General features: G+C 66.9%; 19 protein-coding genes and 3 tRNA genes. 7 read left to right on the forward strand and 15 right to left on the reverse strand.

Annotated elements, in window-relative coordinates; genetic code table 11:
* Positions 1–315: 315 nt before the first annotated feature.
* Both QMX83_RS11545 and QMX83_RS11550 read right to left on the reverse strand, forming a co-directional pair.
* Positions 316–402: transfer RNA gene (locus QMX83_RS11545), tRNA-Leu, on the reverse strand.
* Positions 403–534: 132 nt separating this feature from the next.
* A tRNA-Leu gene (locus QMX83_RS11550) sits at positions 535–621 on the reverse strand.
* A gap of 87 nt (positions 622–708) precedes the next feature.
* Here QMX83_RS11550 and QMX83_RS11555 point away from each other — a divergent pair.
* A complete protein-coding gene (locus QMX83_RS11555) occupies positions 709–1,395 on the forward strand; it encodes a glutathione S-transferase family protein (protein ID WP_282296776.1) in 687 nt (228 codons plus the stop codon).
* A 51-nt stretch (positions 1,396–1,446) separates the two neighbouring features.
* Here the strand turns inward: QMX83_RS11555 and QMX83_RS11560 are convergent.
* Positions 1,447–1,533, reverse strand: a tRNA-Leu gene (locus tag QMX83_RS11560).
* A gap of 128 nt (positions 1,534–1,661) precedes the next feature.
* Here QMX83_RS11560 and rnr point away from each other — a divergent pair.
* The 3 genes from rnr to rlmB all read left to right on the forward strand — a co-directional run bounded on the left by rnr (position 1,662) and on the right by rlmB (position 5,473).
* Entirely contained in the window at positions 1,662–4,136 is a 2,475-nt protein-coding gene (gene rnr / locus QMX83_RS11565; RefSeq protein WP_282296777.1) for a ribonuclease R, read from the forward strand.
* Positions 4,137–4,197: 61 nt separating this feature from the next.
* Positions 4,198–4,668, forward strand: a complete 471-nt coding sequence (locus tag QMX83_RS11570; protein ID WP_282296778.1) for a GFA family protein — start codon at positions 4,198–4,200, stop codon at positions 4,666–4,668.
* Positions 4,669–4,729: 61 nt separating this feature from the next.
* Positions 4,730–5,473: a 23S rRNA (guanosine(2251)-2'-O)-methyltransferase RlmB gene (gene rlmB / locus QMX83_RS11575; protein ID WP_282296779.1), complete on the forward strand. Its 744-nt coding sequence runs from the start codon at positions 4,730–4,732 to the stop codon at positions 5,471–5,473.
* A 53-nt stretch (positions 5,474–5,526) separates the two neighbouring features.
* Here the strand turns inward: rlmB and QMX83_RS11580 are convergent, their stop codons facing one another.
* Genes QMX83_RS11580 through QMX83_RS11590 form a run of 3 tightly spaced genes read right to left on the reverse strand, consistent with a single transcriptional unit; the run spans position 5,527 to position 10,144 of the window.
* Entirely contained in the window at positions 5,527–6,942 is a 1,416-nt protein-coding gene (locus QMX83_RS11580; protein WP_282296780.1) for a TolC family protein, read from the reverse strand.
* A 2-nt stretch (positions 6,943–6,944) separates the two neighbouring features.
* Positions 6,945–8,915 (reverse strand): MacB family efflux pump subunit, encoded by a 1,971-nt coding sequence (locus QMX83_RS11585; RefSeq protein WP_282296781.1) that lies wholly within the window; start codon positions 8,913–8,915, stop codon positions 6,945–6,947.
* The gene (locus tag QMX83_RS11590) at positions 8,912–10,144 is read right to left on the reverse strand and encodes an efflux RND transporter periplasmic adaptor subunit (RefSeq protein ID WP_282296782.1); all 1,233 of its coding nucleotides are present in this window, start codon (positions 10,142–10,144) and stop codon (positions 8,912–8,914) included. The genes QMX83_RS11585 and QMX83_RS11590 overlap by 4 nt, the downstream gene beginning before the upstream one ends.
* A gap of 201 nt (positions 10,145–10,345) precedes the next feature.
* Here QMX83_RS11590 and QMX83_RS11595 point away from each other — a divergent pair, with 201 nt between their 5' ends.
* From QMX83_RS11595 to QMX83_RS11605, 3 genes are all read left to right on the forward strand, one after another.
* Positions 10,346–11,074 carry a response regulator transcription factor gene (locus QMX83_RS11595; RefSeq protein WP_282296783.1) on the forward strand — a complete coding sequence of 243 codons (729 nt, stop codon included), beginning with the start codon at positions 10,346–10,348 and terminating at the stop codon, positions 11,072–11,074.
* Complete coding sequence (locus tag QMX83_RS11600; protein ID WP_282296784.1) at positions 11,071–12,483, forward strand: ATP-binding protein; 1,413 nt, start codon at positions 11,071–11,073, stop codon at positions 12,481–12,483. The genes QMX83_RS11595 and QMX83_RS11600 overlap by 4 nt, the downstream gene beginning before the upstream one ends.
* 208 nt (positions 12,484–12,691) lie before the next feature.
* Positions 12,692–15,649 carry a ligand-binding sensor domain-containing diguanylate cyclase gene (locus QMX83_RS11605; protein WP_282296791.1) on the forward strand — a complete coding sequence of 986 codons (2,958 nt, stop codon included), beginning with the start codon at positions 12,692–12,694 and terminating at the stop codon, positions 15,647–15,649.
* A gap of 34 nt (positions 15,650–15,683) precedes the next feature.
* Here the strand turns inward: QMX83_RS11605 and rnt are convergent, their stop codons facing one another.
* From rnt to pstC, 9 genes are all read right to left on the reverse strand, one after another.
* Positions 15,684–16,277, reverse strand: a complete 594-nt coding sequence (rnt, locus tag QMX83_RS11610) for a ribonuclease T (protein WP_282296793.1) — start codon at positions 16,275–16,277, stop codon at positions 15,684–15,686.
* Positions 16,278–16,384: 107 nt separating this feature from the next.
* Entirely contained in the window at positions 16,385–17,122 is a 738-nt protein-coding gene (locus QMX83_RS11615; protein ID WP_282296785.1) for a putative DNA-binding domain-containing protein, read from the reverse strand.
* Complete coding sequence (locus tag QMX83_RS11620) at positions 17,119–17,976, reverse strand: DUF692 domain-containing protein (RefSeq protein ID WP_282296786.1); 858 nt, start codon at positions 17,974–17,976, stop codon at positions 17,119–17,121. The genes QMX83_RS11615 and QMX83_RS11620 overlap by 4 nt, the downstream gene beginning before the upstream one ends.
* Positions 17,963–18,304 carry a hypothetical protein gene (locus QMX83_RS11625; RefSeq protein ID WP_282296787.1) on the reverse strand — a complete coding sequence of 114 codons (342 nt, stop codon included), beginning with the start codon at positions 18,302–18,304 and terminating at the stop codon, positions 17,963–17,965. Before QMX83_RS11625 ends, QMX83_RS11620 begins: the two co-directional genes overlap by 14 nt.
* 113 nt (positions 18,305–18,417) lie before the next feature.
* Positions 18,418–18,768, reverse strand: a complete 351-nt coding sequence (locus QMX83_RS11630) for an RcnB family protein (protein ID WP_282296788.1) — start codon at positions 18,766–18,768, stop codon at positions 18,418–18,420.
* 134 nt (positions 18,769–18,902) lie between these two features.
* Positions 18,903–19,610: a phosphate signaling complex protein PhoU gene (gene phoU / locus QMX83_RS11635; protein ID WP_125359163.1), complete on the reverse strand. Its 708-nt coding sequence runs from the start codon at positions 19,608–19,610 to the stop codon at positions 18,903–18,905.
* Positions 19,611–19,659: 49 nt separating this feature from the next.
* Positions 19,660–20,490 carry a phosphate ABC transporter ATP-binding protein PstB gene (pstB, locus tag QMX83_RS11640; RefSeq protein WP_125359172.1) on the reverse strand — a complete coding sequence of 277 codons (831 nt, stop codon included), beginning with the start codon at positions 20,488–20,490 and terminating at the stop codon, positions 19,660–19,662.
* Between the two features lie 19 nt (positions 20,491–20,509).
* On the reverse strand, positions 20,510–21,373 hold the full coding sequence (gene pstA, locus QMX83_RS11645; protein ID WP_282296789.1) for a phosphate ABC transporter permease PstA: 864 nt from the start codon (positions 21,371–21,373) through the stop codon (positions 20,510–20,512).
* Positions 21,373–22,341 (reverse strand): phosphate ABC transporter permease subunit PstC, encoded by a 969-nt coding sequence (pstC, locus tag QMX83_RS11650; RefSeq protein ID WP_282296790.1) that lies wholly within the window; start codon positions 22,339–22,341, stop codon positions 21,373–21,375. Before pstC ends, pstA begins: the two co-directional genes overlap by 1 nt.
* Positions 22,342–22,464 lie beyond the last annotated feature (123 nt).

A 22,464-nucleotide genomic window follows, 5' to 3' on the forward strand; every position in this document is an offset into this window, starting at 1 on the left:
GACCAAGCCCGCGTGCTTCTGATCTTCGATGGCCACCGACGCACTGTCGATGGCGGGTCGGGGTGGGCTGGAGGGGGCGTGAGCCGCATGGATGCGGCGACCGAGCTTACATGGACGTACTTGCAGCGTCCCCCGGAACGCCCATCCCGATCCGCCAACCCAAGGGAGCCATGAACCGAAGGCTGTTCGCCCAAATCCAACAGCAGCCGGGCAACGCCCGGCGACACGTAACGCGTGCAATCGCAGCAGCACGTGTACTCCAAACGCCAGAAACGAAAAAACCCGCTTTCGCGGGTTTGATCATTTACTGAGTCATGGTGCCCAGGAGAGGACTCGAACCTCCACGAAGTTGCCCCCGCTAGCACCTGAAGCTAGTGCGTCTACCAATTCCGCCACCTGGGCGACTCAGGAGACGAATTGTGCGGGACAACCTCGATTGTGTCAACAACATTTCGCAATCAGCACCAACATCGATTGAGCGTTGCGTAGAAACGAAAAAACCCGCTTTCGCGGGTTTGATCATTTACTGAGTCATGGTGCCCAGGAGAGGACTCGAACCTCCACGAAGTTGCCCCCGCTAGCACCTGAAGCTAGTGCGTCTACCAATTCCGCCACCTGGGCGACTCAGGCCGCGAATTATGGGGAAGCATTCGGGAGCTGTCAACGGATTTTGCGATACTCGATGCACCACGACCGACCGGAACTCCGATGGCCATGCCCGTCCTGCACGTCCACCCGTTGTCGTCCTGCTGCCAGAAGGTGCTGATCGCCACCCGAGTACTCGGCGTGACGCTGGAGGAGCGCTTTCTGAACCTCGGCGACCCCGCCGTGCGTGCCGCCTTCGCCGAGCTCTCACCCATGGGCAAGATGCCGCTGCTGGAACATGGCGATAGCCGGGTGGCTGAAACCAGCATCATCATCGAGTACCTGCAACTGCATCTCGCTACCGAGGGCGCGCGGCTGATTCCGGAAAGTGCCGAGGCCGCGCTCGACGTGCGCTTCTGGGATAGGTTCTCGGACTTCTATGTCATGACGCCGATGCAGGCGCTGACCGCCGAAAGGCTGAAACCTGCGGGGCAGGGCAGTGAGGCGGCTGCGGACGACGCCCGCCAGATGTTGTTGAAGAGTTACGCGGTGCTGGATCGTCAGCTGCAGGGCGGTGGGTGGCTGGCCGGTGCTGACTTCTCGATGGCCGATTGCGCGGTTGCCCCGGCGCTGTTCTATGCGGTGGCTTATGTGCCGCTGCCCGAGGAGGTGGTGAATCTCCAGGCGTACTTCGAGCGGCTGATGGCGCATCCGGCGGTGGCGGCCGTCGTGGACGGGGCGCGGCCGTGGTTCAAGTACTTCCCCGGGCGCGACGGGTTGGCGCGCGAGTACTTCGACCCGGAGGGGTAAGGCCAGAAACGAAAAAACCCGCTTGCGCGGGTTTGATCATTTACTGAGTCATGGTGCCCAGGAGAGGACTCGAACCTCCACGAAGTTGCCCCCGCTAGCACCTGAAGCTAGTGCGTCTACCAATTCCGCCACCTGGGCGACTCAGGCGGCGAATTATGCGGAAGCATCCGGGGGCTGTCAACGCTTTTTTGCACTTTCTTCACAAAACTGCATACGTGTCGCTGATGACCCGTTATGCACACCGCCAGCGGTTACCATAAAGGTCAATGAAAACGAAGAAACCGACCCGGGGCGCGAAAGCCCCCAAGTCTCCAGCCCCCAAGAAGGGTGCTGGTCCGTCGGGCAAGTCCCGCGCCGCTGCCAAGCCCGGCAAGCTGCCGCCCTGGATGCCCGAGTCCCTGCAGAATCCCGCCCCGCCGCGCAGCGGCAAGCGTGCCGGCCCCAAGCCAGGCACCGGGGTCCCCGTACCCACCCGCCGCAATCCGCACCCTCAGCAGGGGGCGGCACCGGGCTATGACGACCCGTTCGCCGCGCGCGAGGCCGAGCGCTACGCCCAGCCGATCGCCAGCCGCGAGGCCATCCTGCAGCTGCTGGACCGCTGCGACGGGCCGCAGACCGCCGAGGAAATCGGCGCTCAGCTGGGCCTGACCGAACCCGACCGCGCCGACGCGCTGGGCAAGCGCCTGGGCGCGATGGTGCGCGATGGCCAGCTGGTGCAGAACCGCCGTGGCGGCTTCGCCCCGGTGCAGGCCACCAACCTGATCACCGGTGTGGTCATCGCCAACCCGGAAGGGTTCGGCTTCCTGCGCCCGGTGGAAGGCGGCGACGACCTGTTTCTGGCCCCCTATGAAATGCGCAAGGTGCTGCACGGCGACCGCGTGCTGGCCAACGTGACCGGCATCGACCGCCGTGGCCGCCGCGAGGGCAGCATCGCCCGTGTGCTCGAGCGCGGCATGACACGCCTGATCGGCCGCTTCAGCGTCGAGTTCGGCATCAGCTACGTCGTGCCGGATGACAAGCGCATCCAGCGCAACGTGCAGATTCCGCCCGACCAGACCGGCGACGCCCGCGATGGCCAGCTGGTGGTGTGCGAACTGACCCAGGCTCCGGACACGCGCCGGCCGCCGATCGGTCGCATCATCGCGGTGCTGGGCGACAAGCTGACCGCCTCGCTGGTGGTGGAAACCGCCATCCACGGCCATGAGCTGCCGTTCGAGTTCCCGCAGGAAGTGCTGGACGAAGCGGCCGCGGTACCGCTGACCGTGGAGCCGGGCATGATCGGCGGTCGCGTCGATCTGCGCAGCACGCCGCTGGTCACCATCGACGGCGAAGACGCCAAGGACTTCGACGACGCGGTCTACTGCGAACCCAACGAAGACGGCTTCCGCCTGATTGTGGCGATTGCCGATGTCTCCAACTACGTCCGCCCCGGTACCCCGCTGGACGAGGAAGCGCAGAAGCGTGCGACCTCGGTCTACTTCCCGGGCTTCGTGGTGCCGATGCTGCCGGAGACCCTCTCCAACGGCATCTGCTCGCTGATGCCGAAGGTCGACCGCATGTGCTTTGTCTGCGACATGCAGGTGGGCCGTGATGGCGAAGTGGCGCATTCGCGCTTCTACGAAGCAGTGATGAATTCGCATGCGCGCCTGACTTACACCCAGGTCTGGCAGGCGGTGGGCGAGAACGATCCGGCCGCACGCGCGGCGATTGGCCCGCTGCTGCCGCAGGTGGAACGCCTGCACCAGCTGTACAAGGTGTTTGCCAAGGCGCGCACCAAGCGCGGCGCGATCGAGTTTGAAAGCTCGGAAGTGCGCTTCATTCTCGACAACACCGGCCAGGTCACCCAGGCGGGCATGCTGGTGCGCAACGACGCGCACAAGCTGATCGAGGAATGCATGATCGCGGCCAATGTGCAGGCGGCGCGCTACCTGATCAGCAAGCACGTGCCGGCCCCGTATCGTGACCATGAGAAGCCGCCTGAATCGAAGTTTGAAGACCTGCAGGAGTTCCTGAAGGAGTTCAAGCTGAGTCTGCCGCCTTACGCCAAGGTGCAGCCGGGCGACTACACCAAGCTGCTGAAGAAGGTGCGCGAGCGCCCGGACGCGGCGCTGCTGGAATCGGTGCTGCTGCGCAGCCAGAGCCTGGCGGTGTACTCGGCCGAGAACCTGGGCCACTTCGGTCTGGCGCTGGACGCCTATGCCCACTTCACCTCGCCGATCCGCCGCTACCCGGACCTGCTGGTGCACCGCGCGATCAAGTACGCGCTCACCGGCAAGCCGGTGGACAAGTACCTGTACTCGCAGCGCGAAATGGCCAAGCTGACCCTGCTGTGCTCCGAACGCGAGCGCCGTGCCGACGAGGCCGAGCGCGAGGTCGACGAGCGCTACCGCGCGGCGTGGATGGAAAAGCACGTTGGCGGCAAGTTCGACGGCGTGATCAGTGGCGTGACCAGCTTCGGGTTGTTCGTGGAACTGGACGAGTCCAAGGTCAACGGGCTGGTCCATGTGACCCAGCTGCCGCACGACTATTACCAGTTCGACGCCACCCGCAAGACGCTGACCGGCGAACGCCGGGGTACCAGTTACCGTCTGGGTGACCGGGTGCGCATTCTGGTGCTGAAGGCCAGCATGGAGGAGCGCAAGATCGACTTCCGGCTGGTGGAGGATAAAGACAAGGACGACGCGGTGCCGGAATTGCCGCCGCGTGGGCAGCCGGCCAAGCGCCAGAAGCAGAAGTATTGATGGATTCCCGTGCAGCCACGCAGGGCGTGGCTCTACGGGGAACATAACGGAGGCCTCACCCATGAACCCCGTTCCTGAATTCTCCGGCGGCTGCCAATGCGGCGCGATCCGCTTCCATGTCCGTGGCGCGCTGCCGGACCGTTCCATCTGCCACTGCCGCATGTGCCAGAAAGCCTTCGGTGCCTACTACGCACCGCTGGTCTCGGTACGCGGGGCGGATTTCCAGTGGACCCGGGGCGAGCCGCGCCGGTTCCAGTCGTCCAACCATTTCCGCCGGGGGTTCTGCGCCGACTGTGGCACGCCGTTGACCTATGAAGGGGACGACGGCATGGCCGTGGCGGCCGGGGCCTTCGACCAGCCTGAACGGCTGCCGCCCACGGTCCAGTACGGCACCGAGTCCAAACTGCCGTTTGTCGACCATCTGGAGGGCCTGGAGGTGATTCTGGCCGAGGATGACCCGGATGCTGAGCGGCTGGCGACCCTGATATCGCACCAGCATCCGGACCGCGATACGAGCCGCTGGCCGCGCTGACGGGCACCCCGCCCGCCGATGCTCTACCATTACCACCCCCTCACCGGTCCCGCCCCCTGCAATGAGCAAGCAAAGCCAGTGGATCGTCGGCGTCAACGCCGTCGCCTCCTCGATTGAAAACGATGCCGAGAACGTCCGCGAAGTGCTCATCGAGGCCGGCGCGAAGAATCCGCGGCTGACCGAGATCGAGGAAAACGCGCGCCGCAAGGGGATCGACGTGCGCCGGGTGAACACCCAGGCGCTGGACGGCGTGGGCGGTTCGGTGCGCCACCAGGGCGTGGCGGCGCGCTATGCCGCCGCCCGCACCTACGGCGAAAACGAGCTGGAAGGGCTGGTGACGGCCGCCGAAGGCAAGGCCCTGCTGCTGATCCTCGACGAGGTGCAGGACCCGCACAACCTGGGGGCGTGCCTGCGCAGCGCCGCCGCCGCAGGGGCCACGGCGGTGATCATTCCCAAGGACAAGTCGGCCACGGTGAACGCCACCGTGCGCAAGACCTCGGCCGGTGCTGCCGACCGCATTCCGGTGGTGGCGGTGACCAACCTGTCGCGCTGCCTGAAGGACCTGCAGAAGCAGGGCGTGTGGATCTACGGCCTGGCCGGTGAAGCCACCGCCTCGCTGTATTCGATCGACCTGAAGGGCAACGTGGCGCTGGTGCTGGGCGGCGAAGCCGACGGCCTGCGCCGCCTGACCCGCGAAAACTGCGACGGCCTGGTCAAGATTCCGATGCCGGGCGACATCGAAAGCCTGAACGTGTCGGTCGCCGCCGGCGTCAGCCTGTTCGAGGCCGTACGTCAGCGCGGCTGACCAACGATAGATGGTGGCAGCCGACCGCTGGTCGGCTGACCCTCTGGCGCGAGTTACCCCGCGCTACCTCCCAATGCCTTGAACAACGTCACGTCATTGATCAGCTGACGCTGCTTGATCGACGCCAGCGACAATTCCGCATCGCGCCGGGTCTGCTGCGCCTCCAGCCACGTCCGCAGATCGGTCGCACCGACGCGGTAGCGCACCTCGTACATCCGTTCGATCTCCACCGCCTCGTCATACGATGCCTGCGAGGCCGCCACCTGTGTGGCGAACTGCGTACGCGCCGACAACGCGTTGTCCACCTCTGAAAGCGCGGTGTACAACGTGCGCCGGAAGTTGTTGGCGGCAATCTGGTAGTCCGTTCCGGCGACCTTCGTGTCCAGCTGCGCCTGGCGGATGTTGAGGAACGGCAGCGACAACCCGGCCCCGAGCGTGGCCACCGGATTCTTCAGCACGTCCGACAGCGAGGTCGCGCTGCTGTTCACGCTGCCGCTCAGGCTCAGCGCGGGGTAGTAGCTGGTTGCAGTGACCTTGATGTTCTTCAGGCTGTTGCGCAGGCGCAGCTCGGCCGCGCGCAGGTCCGGCCGGCGACCCAGCAGCTCGGCGGGCAGGCCTTCGGCCAGCGGCGGGCTGCCGATGCTTTCCAGCACCTGCGGCTCATCGGCCTGCGGCCATGGCTGGCCATCCAGCAGCACGGTCAGTGCATTACGTGCGACCACCCGCTGCTGTTCCAGCGCGCTCTGCGCCGAACGCTGCGCTTCCAGGCTCTGGCTGGCCTGGCGGACTTCCAGCCGCGACACCGCACCGGCATCGAAGCGCGCCTGCACCAGTTCGCGGGTGCGCTCGAGTCGGTCCAGGTTGGCCTGGCCAGCGGTGATGGACTGGTTGAGGAAGGCCAGCGTCCAGTACTGCGTGGCGACGTCGCTGATTACCAGCAGGGCGGTGTTCTGCAGGTCCTCTTCGGTCGCCTGCGCTTCCCACTGGGCGATGTCGCGCTGGGTGCGCAGCCGGCCCCACAGGTCGATTTCCCACTGCAGTGAGACCCCGGCCGAGCTGCCCCGGTTCCAGTCCGCACTCTGGTCGATGGCGCGGTTGCCGCTGCTGCTCACGCTGCCCGAGGGTTGCGGCCACAGGTTGTTGTCGGCCAGCCCGGCCTGCAGGCGGGCACGCTGCACGGCCAGACCAGCGGAGGCCAGATCGGTATTGGCCTGCAGGGCGCGGTCGATCACCCGGTCCAGGCGCGGGTCCTGGAAGCCGGTCCACCAGGTGTCCTGGCGCACGTCGGTGCGCGCGACCTCGGTGCTGGGCGTGCTGGTTTCGGTCGGCGTGTTGATCTGCGCATCGCCACGGCCATAGGCGGCCGGCACCGTCGGCGCATCCACCTGGTAGTGACCGGTACTGGCACAGGCCGACAGCAGCAGCGCGAGCGAGCCAGCCAATACGGTGCGCATCGGAGTACGGGACATGTTCATTCGCGGGCCAAAGCCTCCACAGGATCAAGTTGGGCTGCATTGCGAGCCGGAAGGAAACCAAACGCCACGCCGATCAGGCTCGAACAGGCAAACGCCGCAACAATCGAGGCGGTCGAGAACAGCATCTGGAAGTCCGGCGCGAACTTGCCGAACAACCAGCCGACCAGCAGCGACAAGCCGACACCCAGCAGGCCGCCGAGCAGACAGACCAGCACGGCTTCGATCAGGAACTGCTGGCGGATGTCGCTCTGCCGCGCGCCCACCGCCATGCGCACGCCGATTTCGCGGGTGCGCTCGGTGACCGAGACCAGCATGATGTTCATCACCCCGATCCCGCCCACCAGCAGCGCGATGGCGGCGATGGCGCTGATCAGCAGGGTCATCGTGCGGGTGGTCTGCTCGATGGTCTGGCGGATCTCGGCGCTGTTGCTGAGGAAGAAGTCCTCGGTGCCGTGGCGCATGATCAGCAGCTTGGAAATGGCCGCCTGCGCCGCGTCCATCGGCGTGGCGTCGTCCACCCGCACGGTGATGCTGGAGACATGGCTCTGGCCGAGCATGCGCGACATCACCGTGGTGTAGGGCACCCACACGCTGAGGTTGGTGCTGCCACCAAAGCCGAAGCTCTGCGGCTTGGCGACGCCGACCACGCGCACGGGCACGTTGCCGAGCAGGATCACCTGGCCAATCGGGTCTTCTCCATTGGGGAAGAACTGGGTGCGGGTGTTCTCATCGATCACCGCCACCTGTGCCAGCCCCTTCACCGCATCATTCTCGAAGAAGCTGCCGGCGCTCAGGGTTACGCCCTTGACCCGGAAGTACTGCTCGCCGACGCCGCTGACCTGGGCGGTGGCCGACTGGTTGCGGTAGCGGGCGGTCACCGACGAGGACACGCTGGGCGTGGCGCTGTCGATGTAACTCTGGTGGGCGAGGGCATCGGCGTCGCTGGCCTTGAGCGTCTGCACCCGGCCCGAACGCATGTCGCCGAAGCCGCGGCCGGGATAGACGTCGATGGTGTTGGTGCCCAGCGCGCTGATGTTCTGCAGGATCTGCTGCTGCGAACCATTGCCCAGTGCCACCACCGAGACCACCGAGGCGATGCCGATGATGATCCCGAGCATGGTCAGGAAGGTGCGCAGACGATGCGCGTTCATTGCCAGCAGGGCCATGCGGAACGCTTCGGTGAAACGGTCGCGCGCGGCCCGCCAGCTGTTGCCCTTGCCAGCCGCCACGGTCGCGGCGCGCTGCGCACGGTAGTGCGGAGCCTTGTCGTTGGCACGGTCGGCGATGATCTCACCGTCGCGGATCTCGATGATGCGCTGGGCGTGCTCGGCCACGCTCATGTCGTGGGTGACGATGATGATGGTGTGGCCTTCGGCATGCAGTTCGCCAAGGATGCCCATCACTTCCTCGCCGGATTTCGTGTCCAGCGCACCGGTCGGTTCGTCGGCCAGGATCACCTCGCCGCCGTTCATCAGCGCACGTGCAATCGACACGCGCTGCTGCTGGCCGCCGGACAGCTGGCCGGGCTTGTGCTGCATGCGGTCGCCCAGGCCCAGCCGCTGCAGCAGCTGCTCGGCGCGCGCGCTGCGCACCGGCCCCGGACTGCCGGCATACACCGCCGGTACTTCCACGTTGCCGCGCGCGTCGAGATCACCCAGCAGGTGGTAGCGCTGGAAGATGAAGCCGAAGTGCTCGCGACGCAGTTCGGCCAGTTCGTCCGGCAGCATGCGTCCGGTCTCGCGTCCGGCCACCTGGTAGCTGCCGCGCGTCGGGCGGTCCAGGCAGCCCAGGATGTTCATCAGCGTCGACTTGCCCGAGCCCGACTGGCCGACAATGGCGACCATCTCGCCTGCGGCGATGTCCAGGTTGACGTCGCGCAGCACTGCGATGGTTTCATCGCCTGCAGGAAACTCACGGCGCAGGTCGCGCAGCCGCAGCAGCGGCGTGGCGGAGGTCGGGCCTTTCATCGACGCGGCCCCATGCCCGGGCCACCCATGCGGATCTGCGGGCCGCGGTTGCCGCTGCTGCTGGAAGCCGTGGTGCCGCCTTCGCCGACCACGACCTTGTCGCCTTCGGCCAGGCCCGACTGCACTTCAGCGTTGGCTCCGTTGTTGATGCCGATCTTGACCTTGCGCGGCACCGGCTGGCCGTCGCCATCGACCACCCGCACCATGTACTGGCCGTCGCGGGTCTTCGGGCCCAGCGCCACCGACGGCACGGTCAGCACGCCCTTGGCCTGCTTGAGCATCACCGAAACCTGCGCGGTCATGTCGATGCGCAGGGTGCCGTCCGGGTTTTCCACGTCGAACAGGGCGTTGTAGTACACCGCCGAACTGGAACTGGAACTGGACGAGCTGGAACTGCTGGAGCTGTCATTGGCAATCGAGGACGGAGCCGGATTGATCTGGCGCAGGGTGCCGTGATACTTGCGGTCCGGGTCGCCCAGGGTGGTGAAGTACACCGGCATGCCGGCCTTGATCTTGACCACGTCGGCCTCGGACACCTCGGCATTGACAGTCACCAGGTCCAGCCGCGCCAGCATCACGATGGTCGGCGCGGTCTGGTTGGCGTTGACGGTGCGACCTTCTTCGGCCACCACCGCGACCACGGTGCCGTCCATCGGTGCAGTGATGCGGGTGTAGGCCAGGTTCGCGCGGGCCGTGCCCAGTTCGGTTTCCCGCCCCTTGATCTGCGCGTCATACGACTGGATCTGCGCACGCGCGGTCTTCAGCTGGGCTTCGGCGCTGTCGTATTCGGCACGCGAGGTCGCTTCAGCGTCGAGCATCTGCTTCTGCCGGGCGAACTCCAGCTCGGCTTCGCGCAGGCTGGCCACCTGCACTGCACGCTGCGCGCGCACCTGTTCCAGCGAGGCTTCTGCGTTCTGCACCTGGTTCTGCTGGGTGGTGGCGTCGATCTCGGCGATCAGGTCGCCTTCCTTCACCGTGTCGCCCAGCTGCACCTTCAGCGACTTGATCTGGCCGGATGCCTGCGCACCGACGCTGACCAGCTTGTAGGCATCGATCACGCCGGTGGCTTCGACCGTCTGTTCGAGGTCGCCGCGGGTCACCGGGCTGGTCGCCAGGGTGGGGGCGGCAGGCTTGCGCAGGGTCCATGCGACAATGCCGGCGATAACGACGGCCGCGATGATCAACAGCAGCACGCGGCCGCGACGGGAGGAGGGCAGGCGGGGCTTCACGATGGGGGTCAACTCGGCGGGCCGGCATCCGGCGTTGTCAGCATTGTGAAGAGCCGCGTCCGCCGGCTCAACGCTCGTTGTGTAACCGCACGTAACCGCAGACGAGGAACCGCATGTCGTCGTGTATCAGCTGGATGGCTTGAAACACGCTGACGTAAATCCGAGGATGCGGTTCAGCTCCCGACAGGGGATCATGGACGCATGGAGACCACACCCACGATGCAACGCCTGTTGATCGTCGATGACGACAATGACATCCGCCAACTGCTGGCCGAGCAGCTGGGGCGCGCCGGCTATCAGGTCAGCACCGCCAGCGACGGCCACGGCATGCGCCAGGTGCTCGAACGCGAGCACGTCGACCTGATCGTGCTCGACCTCAATCTGCCGCGCGAAGACGGCTTGACCCTGTGTCGTGATCTGCGCGCTCGCTCGAGCACGCCGGTGATCATGCTGACCGCGCGCAGCGAGCCGATCGACCGCGTGCTGGGTCTGGAAATGGGCGCGGACGACTATCTGGGCAAACCGTTCGAGCCGCGCGAGCTGCTCGCCCGCATCCGCAACGTGCTGCGCCGGACCGAGGCGCTGCCGGCCAACCTAGAGCCGCTGGCGATCCGCCGTGCGCGCTTCTCGCAGTGGACGTTCGATCTGGAACACCGCCATCTGGTCGATCCGGACGGGCGGGTGGTGGTGTTGTCCGGTGCCGAGTTCCGCCTGCTGCGGGTGTTCGTCGGGCACGCCAACAAGGTGCTCTCGCGCGAGCAGCTGGTCTCGCTCAGCAGCGGCCGCAACTACGAGTCGCAGGACCGCGCCATCGACCTGCAGGTCAGCCGTCTGCGCAACAAGCTGGGCGGTGATGGCGGCAGTGACGGGCTGATCAAGACGGTGCGCAACGAAGGCTACGTGCTGGCCACGGCAGTTACCCTGGAATGAATCGTCTGCGCGGCTTCTTCGCCTCGATGGTGGGGCGTCTGTTTGTGATCCTGCTGCTGGGCATGAGCGTGGCCGCCATCGGCGCGACCATGCTGGCCGGTGCCAAGCGCCAGCAGGAGTTCGAGCGGCAGAACCTCAACCGCCTGGCCGACCGGCTGCAGGGCTTCGTCAACCTGCTCGACGGCGACCCGGAGCTGCGCGACCGCCTGCTGCAGGTCGGCGGCCCGGCCGTGCGCAGCCTGCCCGAGGACGCCCGGCTGGGGCGCGAGGACACCGCCTTCATGGCGGTGCTGGAAGACCGCCCCGGCGCGGTGGCGCATGCCACGGTGCATTTCACCTCGTTCCGCTCGTGCCTGCCCAAGGCGCAGGAACTGCTGCCGCCACCGCCGCCGCCGCAGGCACGGCGCAAGCCCCCGCACGAGCGTGATCCGGCCTTCATTCCGCCCAAGTGCCGGGCGGTGCAGCTGCCGCTCAGCGATGGCACCCAGCTGTCGCTGGCGCTGGAATCGCCGGCCGTGGCGCATAACGGCATTCTCGCGGTGGACCCGCTGTTCCTGACCCTGCTGGTGCTGGCGATCGGCGTGCTGGCCTACGTGGTGGCGCGCATGGCCAGTGCACCGTTGCAGCGGTTGGCCGCCGCGGCAACCGCACTGGGCGACGACCTGCAGCGCGAGCCCATGCCGGTGACAGGCCCGTTGGAGGTGCAGCGCGCCGCCGAAGCCTTCAATGTCATGCAGACCCGCCTGCAGCGCACGCTGGGGGAGCGGACCCAGATGCTGGCGGCGATCACCCACGACCTGCAGACCCCGGTCACGCGGCTGCGGCTGCGGCTGGAAAATGTCACCGACGACGCCCTGCGCGAGCGTCTGATCGGCGACCTGGCGGCGATGCAGGCGTTGATCCGGGAAGGTCTGGAACTGGCCCGCAGCGCGGAGAGCGCCGAGCAGCGTGCCGCGCTGGATCTGGATTCGCTGCTGGAGAGCATCGTCGAAGACGCTGCCGAGGCGGGTGCGGATGCCCGCTTCACGCATGGCAGCGGCGCGGTGCTGATGCTGCGCCCGCTGGCCATGCACCGGCTGTTCTCCAATCTGGTCGACAACGCGATCAGCTATGGCCACAGCGCCCAGGTGCAGGTGGAGCAGGGGGCCGAGGGGGTGACCGTCCGCGTCCGCGACCGGGGGCCGGGATTGGCCGAGGATGAGCTGGAGGCGGTGTTCGATCCGTTCGTGCGGCTGGAGACCTCCCGTTCACGCCAGACCGGCGGGGCCGGACTGGGCCTGACCATCGCCCGCGCGCTGGCGGAAAAGGACGGTGCCCGGCTGACCCTGCGCAACGTGCCCGAAGGCGGTCTGGAGGCCGTGGTGCACTGGCCGCTGCCGCCGTGGGCCCAGGCCCAGCGTCCCGGCTGAGCGTTCACAGAGCAAAGGGCCGCGGATTTGCCTACTATTGGCAACCCCACGCCAGCTTCTGCTGCATGAGCGCGCCCATTTCCGCCGGCGACGCCCCCCGCGTGACGCGCCTGACCTGCCTTCCGCCGAGCCTGTGCGGATGACGGAACGGGGGCGCGGCACCCGGTGGCGGCCGGTACAACCTGAGACCCTGCGGCAGCGCCTGCTGATGGCGCTGCTGTGGCTGTGCCTGTTCGTCGCCGCACCAGCCGTGGCCCAGGCCCAGGACGGTCCGCCACCGCTGCGCGACTACGCCATCGACGTGTGGACCTCGCGCAACGGCCTGCCGCACAACTCGCTGCGCGACATCGCCCAGACCCCGGAAGGCCACCTGTGGTTCGCCACCTGGGAAGGGCTGGTGCGCTACAACGGCCTGGATTTCACCGTGTTCGACCGCAGTACCCGCCCCGGGCTGCGCGACAACGGGGTCGGTGCGCTGTATGTGGACCGCAACGGCGGGCTGTGGATCAGCGACTCGCGCGGCAACGTCACCCGGCGCAGCGCCGATGGCCGCTGGCAGGTGTTCGAGCGCCGGCCGCCGGCCCCCCAGGTGCTGATCCAGGCCATGCAGATGGACAGCCACGGCAAGCTCTGGCTGCTGTACGAAGGCAACGGCATCGGCACGCTGTCGCCGGATGGCCAGTTCCACTACGAAGCCCCGCCACCCGGCGTGCCGATGGCGCTGAGCTTCACCAAGCTGGTGGTCGACGCCCAGGACCGGGTGTGGGTGGGGACGCTGAACGGACTGGTCGTCCGTGGCACCGACGGCGTGCTGCGGCGTGCGCCGGAAAGCTTCGGCCTGGGCCGCAGTCTGGTCTGGCCGTACCGCGCGCCCGATGGCGTGCTGTGGATCGTGGCCGGCGACCGCATCTACCGCATGGTGGACGGTGTGCCGGAACTGCAGCATCAGCTCAGCGGCATCCAGCACATCACCGCCATGCTGCAGGACCGCCACGGCGACCTGTGGCTGGGCACCGAGAACCAGGGGCTGGTGCGGCTGTCGCGGCACGGTCTGGAGCGCCTGCCTGCCGGCCTCAACCTGCCCGGCGGGCGGGTGGTGAGCCTGCGCGAGGACGCCGAGGGCAGCATCTGGGTCGGAGCCAACGGGGGCCTGTACCGCCTGCGCGAAACCCTGTTCAGCAGCTTCACCGAACGCGACGGTCTCAGCGGCGACTACGTCCGCACGGTGCTGGAAGACCGTCAGCGCCAGGTCTGGGTGGGCAGCGCCAGTGGCCTGGACCGGCGTGACGCGCAGGGCGTGTTCCACCCGGTCGGGCTGCGCAACAGCGGCGGCAAGCCGCCTTCCGTGCTGAGCCTGGCCCAGGGCCGCAATGAGGACCTCTGGGCCGGCACCTTCGGCGATGGCATCTTCCAGCTCGACCCACAGGGCCACACGCTGCGGCAGTTTGGCGAAGCCCAGGGCGTACCGGGCGGCAACATCCGGGCGATCGCCGTGGACCGCAATGGCGTGGTCTGGGCGGGCACCCAGAAGGGCGTGGCGCGGATCGAGGGCGATCGGGTCAGCGTGCCGACGGTAGCGGGCATGCCGGGTGGCCTGATCACCGCGCTGGCGCACGACGGCGAGGGCGACCTGTGGATCGGCACGATTGAGGGCGTGCGCGTGCTGCGCGGTGATCACGTGCAGTCCATCGACCTGGCGGCGTTGGGCGGCGGACGCAGCGTGTTTGGTTTCCAGCAGATCGGCGATGCGATGTGGATCAGCACCGACCGCGGCCTGTACCGCTACCAGGACAACCGCCTGGCCCGGGTCGGGCTGGAGCAGGGCATGCCGGTGGACACCGTCTTCCAGCTGGTGCCCGACCGGGTCGGCAACGTCTGGATCAGCAGCAATCGCGGCGTGCTGCGCACCGACATGGCGATGCTCAACGGGGTGGCGGACGGCAGCCTGCGCCGCGTCGAGGTCGAGCATTACAACGAAATCGATGGCATGGCCAATTCGCAGGCCAACGGCAGTTCCGGGCCCTCGGCGATCCTGCGCCAGGACGGCACCTTCTGGGTGGTGACCGCAGGCGGCTTGAGCACGGTCGACCCGCTGCGCCTGCAGCGCTTCCGTGAGCGCCTGGCGCCGCCGGCAGTGATCGAGTCGGTGCTGGTCGACGGGGTGCCGCTGCACTGGCAGGGCGGCAATCACAACACCCTGCCGGGCGGCGGGCGGCTGAGCATCAGTTACGTCGGGCTGAGTTATCTGATGTCCGAGCGGATCCGGTACCGCACCCGTCTGGACGGTCTGGACAGCGGCTGGATCGAGCGTGGTCAGCAGCGCAGCGTCGAGTTCATCGGCCTGCCGCCGGGTGACTACACCCTGCATGTCTCGGCGGCGCATCCGGGCGGCACCTGGAGCGGCAGCGAGGCGACCTGGTCGTTCACCGTTGAACCCTTCCTGTGGCAGCGCCGCAGTGTGCAGATCATCGGTGGACTGTTGCTGCTGGCCGGATTGATTGCGCTGTACCGCTATCTGATCGACCGCTACAAGGCCAGCAACCTGCGCCTGGCGCGCAAGGTCGACGAGGCCACCCGCGACCTGCAGGCGCAGACCGCCAGCCTGCAGGCGTTGAATGAGGAAAAGACCCAGCTGGCGGATCGACTGAAGCTCCAGTCCGAGCAGTTCGAGCGGCAGGCGCGCGAAGACGCGCTGACCGGGCTGCCCAACCGCCGTGCCTTCGATGAGACGCTGGCGCGCGACTTCGCCCGTTCCCAGCGCAGCGGCCATCCGCTGTGCCTGGTGGTGCTGGACATCGACCACTTCAAGGAAGTGAACGACAAACACAGCCACAGCGTGGGCGACGTGGTGCTGGTGGAAGTGGCGCGTCTGATCGCCTCGGCCTGCCGCGATTCGGACATGCCGGCGCGTACCGGTGGCGAGGAGTTCACCCTGCTGCTCAACGACACCCGCCTCGGTGAAGCCGCGCACGTGTGCGCGCGACTGCGCGGGCTGTTCCACGACCATCCGGACTGGGCGGGCATCGCGGGCTTGAAGGTGACCTTCAGCGCCGGGCTGGTGGAGCTCGATGCCGGGGATCGCACGCCGATGCTGTTGTACCAGCGTGCCGACCGTGCGCTTTATCGCGCCAAGAGCGAAGGTCGCGACCGAACGGCGATCGGTTGATGCGGATTGACGCGCGATGCGCGTCAATCCGGAATCAAACGGCGGGACGTGGCCAGGCGTTGGCGATGGTGCAGAACAGCTTCGCGGTCTGCTCGGTGTCATACACCGCGCTGTGCGCCTCGTTGGCGTCCCAGCCCAACCCGGCGGCGGTCGCGGCGCGGGCCAGCACGGTCTGGCCGTAGGCCACGCCGGCCAGGGTGACCGTGTCGAACACGCTGAACGGATGGAACGGGTTGCGCTTGTGGCCGACGCGGTTCACCGCCGCATTGACGAAGCCCAGGTCGAAGTGCGCGTTGTGGCCGACCAGGATCGCGCGCTGGCAACCGTACTTCTTCATCGCCGCACGGACCGGATTGAATACATGGTCGAGCGCGTCGCGCTCGCTCTTGGCCAGCCGGAACGGGTGGTCGAGGATGATGCCGGTGACTTCCAGCGACTTCGGGTCGATTTCCAGACCTTCGGCGGGAATCACGTGCGCACTCGCGGTCTCGCCGGGGTAGAGCAGGCCCTCATCGTCCATCTCGATGGGCACCGCCGCGATCTCCAGCAGCGCGTTCCGGTGGCAGTCGAAGCCACCGGTTTCCACATCGACCACCACCGGCAGAAAACCCCGGAAGCGGGTCGCCATCAGGCGCTGGGCAGGAGACGGCGTGGCGGCAGCGTCCGCCGGCGTGGCCGTGGACGGGGGCAGGGGAATGGTCATGGGCGAAGTTTAGCAGAGGCCATATGGCGGCCTCATGCCACACCGATCACGCCAGCGGCGAGCATCTGCGCCAGCAGGGCGCGTCCGTCGGCCTCGATCTGAGCCGGCTGCAGGCCCTGTTCCAGCGCCAGCACCTGCAGGTGATCCCGGCCGATGCGCGCCGGGCCGTTGCCCATCTGCTCCAGCAGTTGCCAGGCCAGCGCGCTGAGCTCGGAGAACACCACCTCGCCGCCGGTCACGCGTCGTGCCAGCAGGAAGGTCGGCTGTGACGGCGGATGTGCTGGCTGATGCTCAGCGCCGAGCCGGTGCACCGGCCAGCGATAGCCCAGTGCCCAGGCCAGCGGCGACACCCGCAGCGGCTCCTGCCAGGGATCGAGGGCGGTTGAAGGGGCCGGCAGCGGTCGTTCCGCGCTGGCCTGCAACGCCTGCTCAACCCACTCGTAATGCGCCAGCTCGGCCAGGAACGCACGCGGCAGCCCGGGAGCGTCCTGCAACCACGCGACGAACTCGGCCGCCACTTCGGTGAACAACGGCGACACGCAGCGGTGCTCGACGAGGTAGCGCCGGCACACCCCGTCCCACTCATCGGCCTGCAGTACCTGCTGCAGTACCGGAAAGCTGCCGGCGAGCAGCGCACGCAGGTTGTTGAACAGCAGGTCCCGATAGACCTGCAGCCGGGCCTCATCCAGTCCTTCCGGTGCCGGGTGGTGCAGCGGGTCGCGCAGGTGGGCGGTCAATGCATGCTGCTGTTCGCGCAGGCGCACGCTCATGCCGCCACCGCCGGCGGTGCTGCCCGCAATGTGCGCCGTATCTGCTGCAGTTCCTGGCGCAACTGCGCGAAGGGCGGAAAATTGAAGTCGCGCTCCAGCAGCGTGGGGCGCGGGCCAAAACGAGTACAGGCGCGCTGCAGCAGATCCCACACCGGATCGATCACCGGGCTGCCGTGGGTGTCGATCTTCACCGCGCCGCCGTCGTCGTAGTGGCCGGCCACATGCAGGCAGACAATGCGTTCGGCCGGCAGGCCGTCGATGAAGGCGGCTGCATCAAAGCCATGATTGCTGGCGTTGATGTAGACGTTGTTCACGTCCAGCAGCAGGTCGCAGTCGGCCTCGTCCAGCACCGCGCGGGTGAACGCGAGTTCGCTCATCGCCGCGTGCGGGGTGAGATAGGTGGACACGTTCTCGACCGCAATGCGTCTGCCCAGCCGGTCCTGTACCTGGCGAATGCGTGCAGCCGTGTGGTGCACGGCTTCCTCGGTGAATGGCAAAGGCAGCAGGTCGTACAGATGGCCGTCGTCGCTGCAGTAACTCAGGTGCTCGCTGTACAGCACCGCGTTGTACTGGCGCAGGAAGCGACCGACCTGGTCGAGGAAGGCCATATCCAAGGGTGCGCTGCCGCCCAGCGACAGCGAAAGCCCATGGCAGGTCAGCGGGTAGCGCGCGCTGAGCGCGCCAAGCCGCTCGGCCCACACTCCGCCCAGGCCGATCCAGTTTTCCGGTGCGCACTCCAGAAAGTCCAGATCGCCGGGCGCGGCCTGTTCCAGGTCGTCGAGCAGCGCTCGCCGCAGACCCAGCCCTACTGCGGTGGTTGGCAGTGGGCTATGTGCGGTGTCAGTGCTTGGCACCGCACTTGCCTTCGCCACACTTGCCTTCGCTGCCCTTCTTGTCAGCGGTGGGCTTGGCGGCCGGCTTGGGGGCAGGCTTCACAGCAGGCTTGGCGTTGCCTTCGGCGGGCTTGGTGTCGGCAGGCTTGGCGTGCGTGCTGCCGCACTTGCCTTCACCACACTTGCCCTCGGCCGCCTTGGCGTCGGTTTTCGGTGCGGCCTGCGCGGCCAGTGCATAGCCCTGGGCCAGGTCGGTCATCGACAGCGCCGAGGCGGTGCCGGCCACGCCCAGGCCACCGGCCAGGGCCGCACAGGTCAACAGGGAAACGCGCTTGGTGGAAGAGGTCATCAGGGGCTCCGGGTGGTGAAGGCCGCGCACTGCAGCCGGACGGCTCCAGCATGCCGCAAAACGCACAACGCCGGGAGGTCCCGGCGTTGTGCAGCAGGCGCAGGTTTGCTGGATCAGCGGCCGTTGAGCACCACGTTGGCGATCAGGCCGGTGGCAACCGCAATCAGCACGTAACGGCCATCGACCTGGCGCCATTCCTGGCCGCGTGCCGGTGCACGCAGACCATGGCGATGGTAGTCGCGCACATAGCTGCCACGGTGGTCGCGGGGCAGGTAGCCGCCGCGCTTCGGCGGGGCCTTGTAGGCGTGGCCATGCGAAGGACCCCGGTGGTCGTCGCGGTGATCGTGGCGCTGGTCGTGACGGTCGTAGCGATTGCGGTCGTCATGATGGCCGCGGGCAGCGAAGGCCGAGCCCGTGGCAGCCAGCAGACTCAGGGCGAGCGAGGCGGCGATCAGTCGTTTCATGGCAATCCCTCTGTGGGCGACGCGTCGGTTGGAACGCAGGTCCAGAGTGGGATTTTTTTGCTGAATAGGGAATTAAAAAGGCCGATACCACGGTATCGGCCTGTAACGGCGTGTAACGTGCAGCGCTGGCAGGGTCAGATCTGGCCGGTGCTGCTGGTTTCGTCGCGCTTCTCGCGCGGCGGCAGGGCCTGCTCGCCATGCACCAGGAACCACACGTTCTCGGCGATGTTGGTGGCATGGTCGCCCACGCGTTCCAGGTTCTTGGCCATGAACAGCAGGTGGGTGCAGGGCGTGATGTTGCGCGGATCTTCCATCATGTAGGTCAGCAGCTCGCGGAACAGCGCGGTGTACTGCGCGTCCAGGCGGGCGTCGTCGTCGCGCAGCGCCAGTGCGGCCGCCGCGTCGTTGTCGCGGTAGGCCTCAATGGCACGGCGGACCTGCTGTGCAGCCAGTCGACCCAGCGCGCGCAGGCCCTGGATCTGTGGCAGCGGCGGGGCCTTGCTGAGCGCGATCGAGCGCTTGGCGACGTTGGCGGCGTAGTCGCCAATGCGTTCAATGTCGGCCGGAATACGCAGCCCGGCCAGGATTTCGCGCAGATCGCGCGCCATCGGCCCACGCAGCGCCAGGCGCATCACGTCGTGGCTGATCTGCTGTTCGAGCGCGTCGATGGCTTCGTCGTTGGCGATGATGCGCTGGGCCGCATGGTCGTCACGCTTCTCGATGACGTCCATGGAGGCTTCGAGCTGGGCGACGGCCATCTCGCCCATGCGCACGATCTCGGCCACCAGCCGCTGCTGTTCTTCGTCGTAGCTCTTGACGATGTGGTCGTTGGGAATGCTCATGTCGGTTTCCGTAGAGCCGGGCTTGCCCGGCTGAATGAGGGGGGATGCCTTAACCAAACCGCCCGGTGATGTAATCCTCGGTCTGCTGCTTGTTCGGCTGCGAGAAGATCACTTCAGTGCGGTCGTGTTCGATCAGGTCGCCCAGGTACATGAAAGCGGTGTAGTCGGAGACACGCGCCGCCTGCTGCATGTTGTGGGTGACGATGACGATGGTGTAATCGTGCTTGAGCTCTTCCACCAGCTGTTCGATGCGGCTGGTCGAGATCGGATCCAGCGCCGAGGTCGGCTCGTCCAGCAGCAGCACGTCCGGGCGCAGGGCCACGGCGCGGGCAATGCACAGACGCTGCTGCTGACCACCGGACAGGCCCAGCGCGCTCTGGTTGAGCTTGTCCTTCACTTCATCCCACAGCGCGCCCTGGCGCAGTGCCTGCTCCACGCGAACGTTCATGTCCGCCTTGGACAGCTTCTCGTGGTGGCGGATGCCGTAGGCCACGTTCTCGAAGATGGTCATCGGGAACGGCACCGGCTTCTGGAACACCATGCCGACCTTGCTGCGCAGGCGGTTCATCGGGTACTTCGGGGACAGGATGTTCTCACCGTCCAGCAGCACCTCACCCTTGGCTTCCAGCTTGGGGTAGAGCGCGTAGATGCGGTTGAAGATGCGCAGCAGGGTGGACTTGCCACAGCCGGAGGGACCGATCAGCGCGGTGACACGCTTTTCCGGAATCTCCAGGTGGATGTCCTTGAGCGCGTGGAACTTGTCGTAGTAGAAATCCAGGCCACGCGCGGCCAGCTTGATCGGGGCCGGGTTGCCGAGGGATTCATGCGAAGCCGGCACCGCGATGCGCTGCATCGGCACGGCATTGGTGAGATCGTTCATGGCGATGTCCGCGGAAAAGTCAGTCATGGGAGATACGGTTGCGCAGCAGGATGCCGCGCGCCGAAAGGCTTACCAGCAGCACGAACAGGGTCAGCACGAGTGCGCCGGCCCAGGCCAGGGTCTGCCAGGATTCATACGGGCTGCCGGCGAACTGGTTCATCACCACCGGCACGCTGGCCATCGGCTGGAACACGTTGCTGTTCCAGTACTGGTTGCCGAAGGCGGTGAACAGCAGCGGTGCGGTTTCGCCGGAAATACGGGCCAGGGCCAGCAGGATGCCGGTGACGATACCGGCCGAGGCGCTGCGGTACAGCACCTGCACGATCACCTTCCACTGCGGAATGCCTAACGACAGCGCCGCTTCGCGCATCTGCGAGGGCACCAGGCGCAGCATTTCGTCGGTGGTGCGCACCACCACCGGCAGCACGATGAAGGCCAGTGCCAGCGCGCCGGCAAATGCCGAGAAGTTGCCGCCGGTCTGCATCACGTACAGGGTGTAGACGAACAGGCCGAGCACGATGGACGGTGCCGACAGCAGGATGTCATTGACGAAGCGGACCACGGTGCCGGCCTTGCGGGCGTTGCCGTACTCGGCGAGCCAGGTGCCGGCCAGCACGCCGAGCGGGGTGCCGATGGCAATGGCCAGCGCGCACATCACCGCGCTGCCGAAGAAGGCATTGGCCAGGCCGCCTTCCTGCATCGGCGGCGGGGTCATCTGGGTGAACAGGTTCCAGTTGATCCCGGCCATGCCCTTGGCCGCCAGCGTCCACAGAATCCAGCCCAGGAAGAACAGGCCGAACAGCGCGGTGGCGACCGACAGGCCGATGGCGATGACGTTGCCGATGCGACGGCGCAGGTACAGCGAATCAGCGGCGGTGGACATCAGTTGCCCTCCTTGCGGGCCAGGCGCATCAGCATCAGGCGGGCAATGGCCAGCACGACGAAGGTCACAATGAACAGTACGAAGCCGAGCAGCAGCAGTGCCGAACGGTAGGTTTCGGTGGCTTCACCGAAGTCGTTGGCGATCAGCGCGGCGATGGTGGTGCCCGGTTCCAGCAGCGACGGCGACAGGCGCACGCTGTTGCCGATCACGAAGGCCACGGCCATGGTTTCACCCAGCGCACGGCCCAGGCCGAGGAACACGCCGCCGATCACCGCCGAGCGGGTGTAGGGCAGCACGATGTCCCAGCTGACTTCCCACTTGGTCGAACCCAGCGCGTAGGCCGATTCCTTCAGGCGGGTCGGTACGGTCAGGAACACTTCGCGCATCACCGAGGAGATGAACGGAATGACCATGATTGCCAGCACGAAACCGGCGGTGAGCACACCGATGCCCAGCGGCGGGCCCTGGAACAGCGGACCGATGATCGGCCATTCGCCCAGGGTCTCGTTGAGGGTCGGGGTGACGTACTCGGTCATCACCGGGACCAGCACGAACAGGCCCCACATGCCGTAGATGATCGAGGGGATGCCCGCCAGCAGTTCGATGGCGGTACCGACCGGGCCGCGCATCCAGCGCGGAGCCACTTCGGTCAGGAAGAAGGCGATACCGAAGCTCACCGGCACCGCGATCAGCATCGCGATCAGGGCGGTGACCAGGGTGCCGTAGATCGGTGCCAACGCACCGAACTTGTTTTCCACCGGATTCCAGTCGGAGGAATAGAAGAAGCTCAGGCCCTGCTCCTGCAGGGCATGACGGCCGCCCCACAGCATCGACAGTGCCGCGCAGGCCAGTGCGATCAGGACCAGGACAACCGTGGTGACCAGGACCGCTTTGAAGATCTTGTCGTTGCGGGCATCACGCAGGTCGCGCGTGGATGGTGCAGGTACAGGCTGGGCGATGGCATTCATGGGAAAGGCGAGGGCCCAAATTGGGGAAGGTTGTTGCCGGGCATCGCCCGGCACTACGACCGGTCAGGGGCCCCCGGGGGGCGGGGCCGGGGGGGTTGCGAGGTGTACGCGGGGCGGGAGGGG

Origin of the sequence: Stenotrophomonas sp. PS02289, from assembly GCF_029960115.1 — a bacterium.
GTDB lineage: Bacteria > Pseudomonadota > Gammaproteobacteria > Xanthomonadales > Xanthomonadaceae > Stenotrophomonas.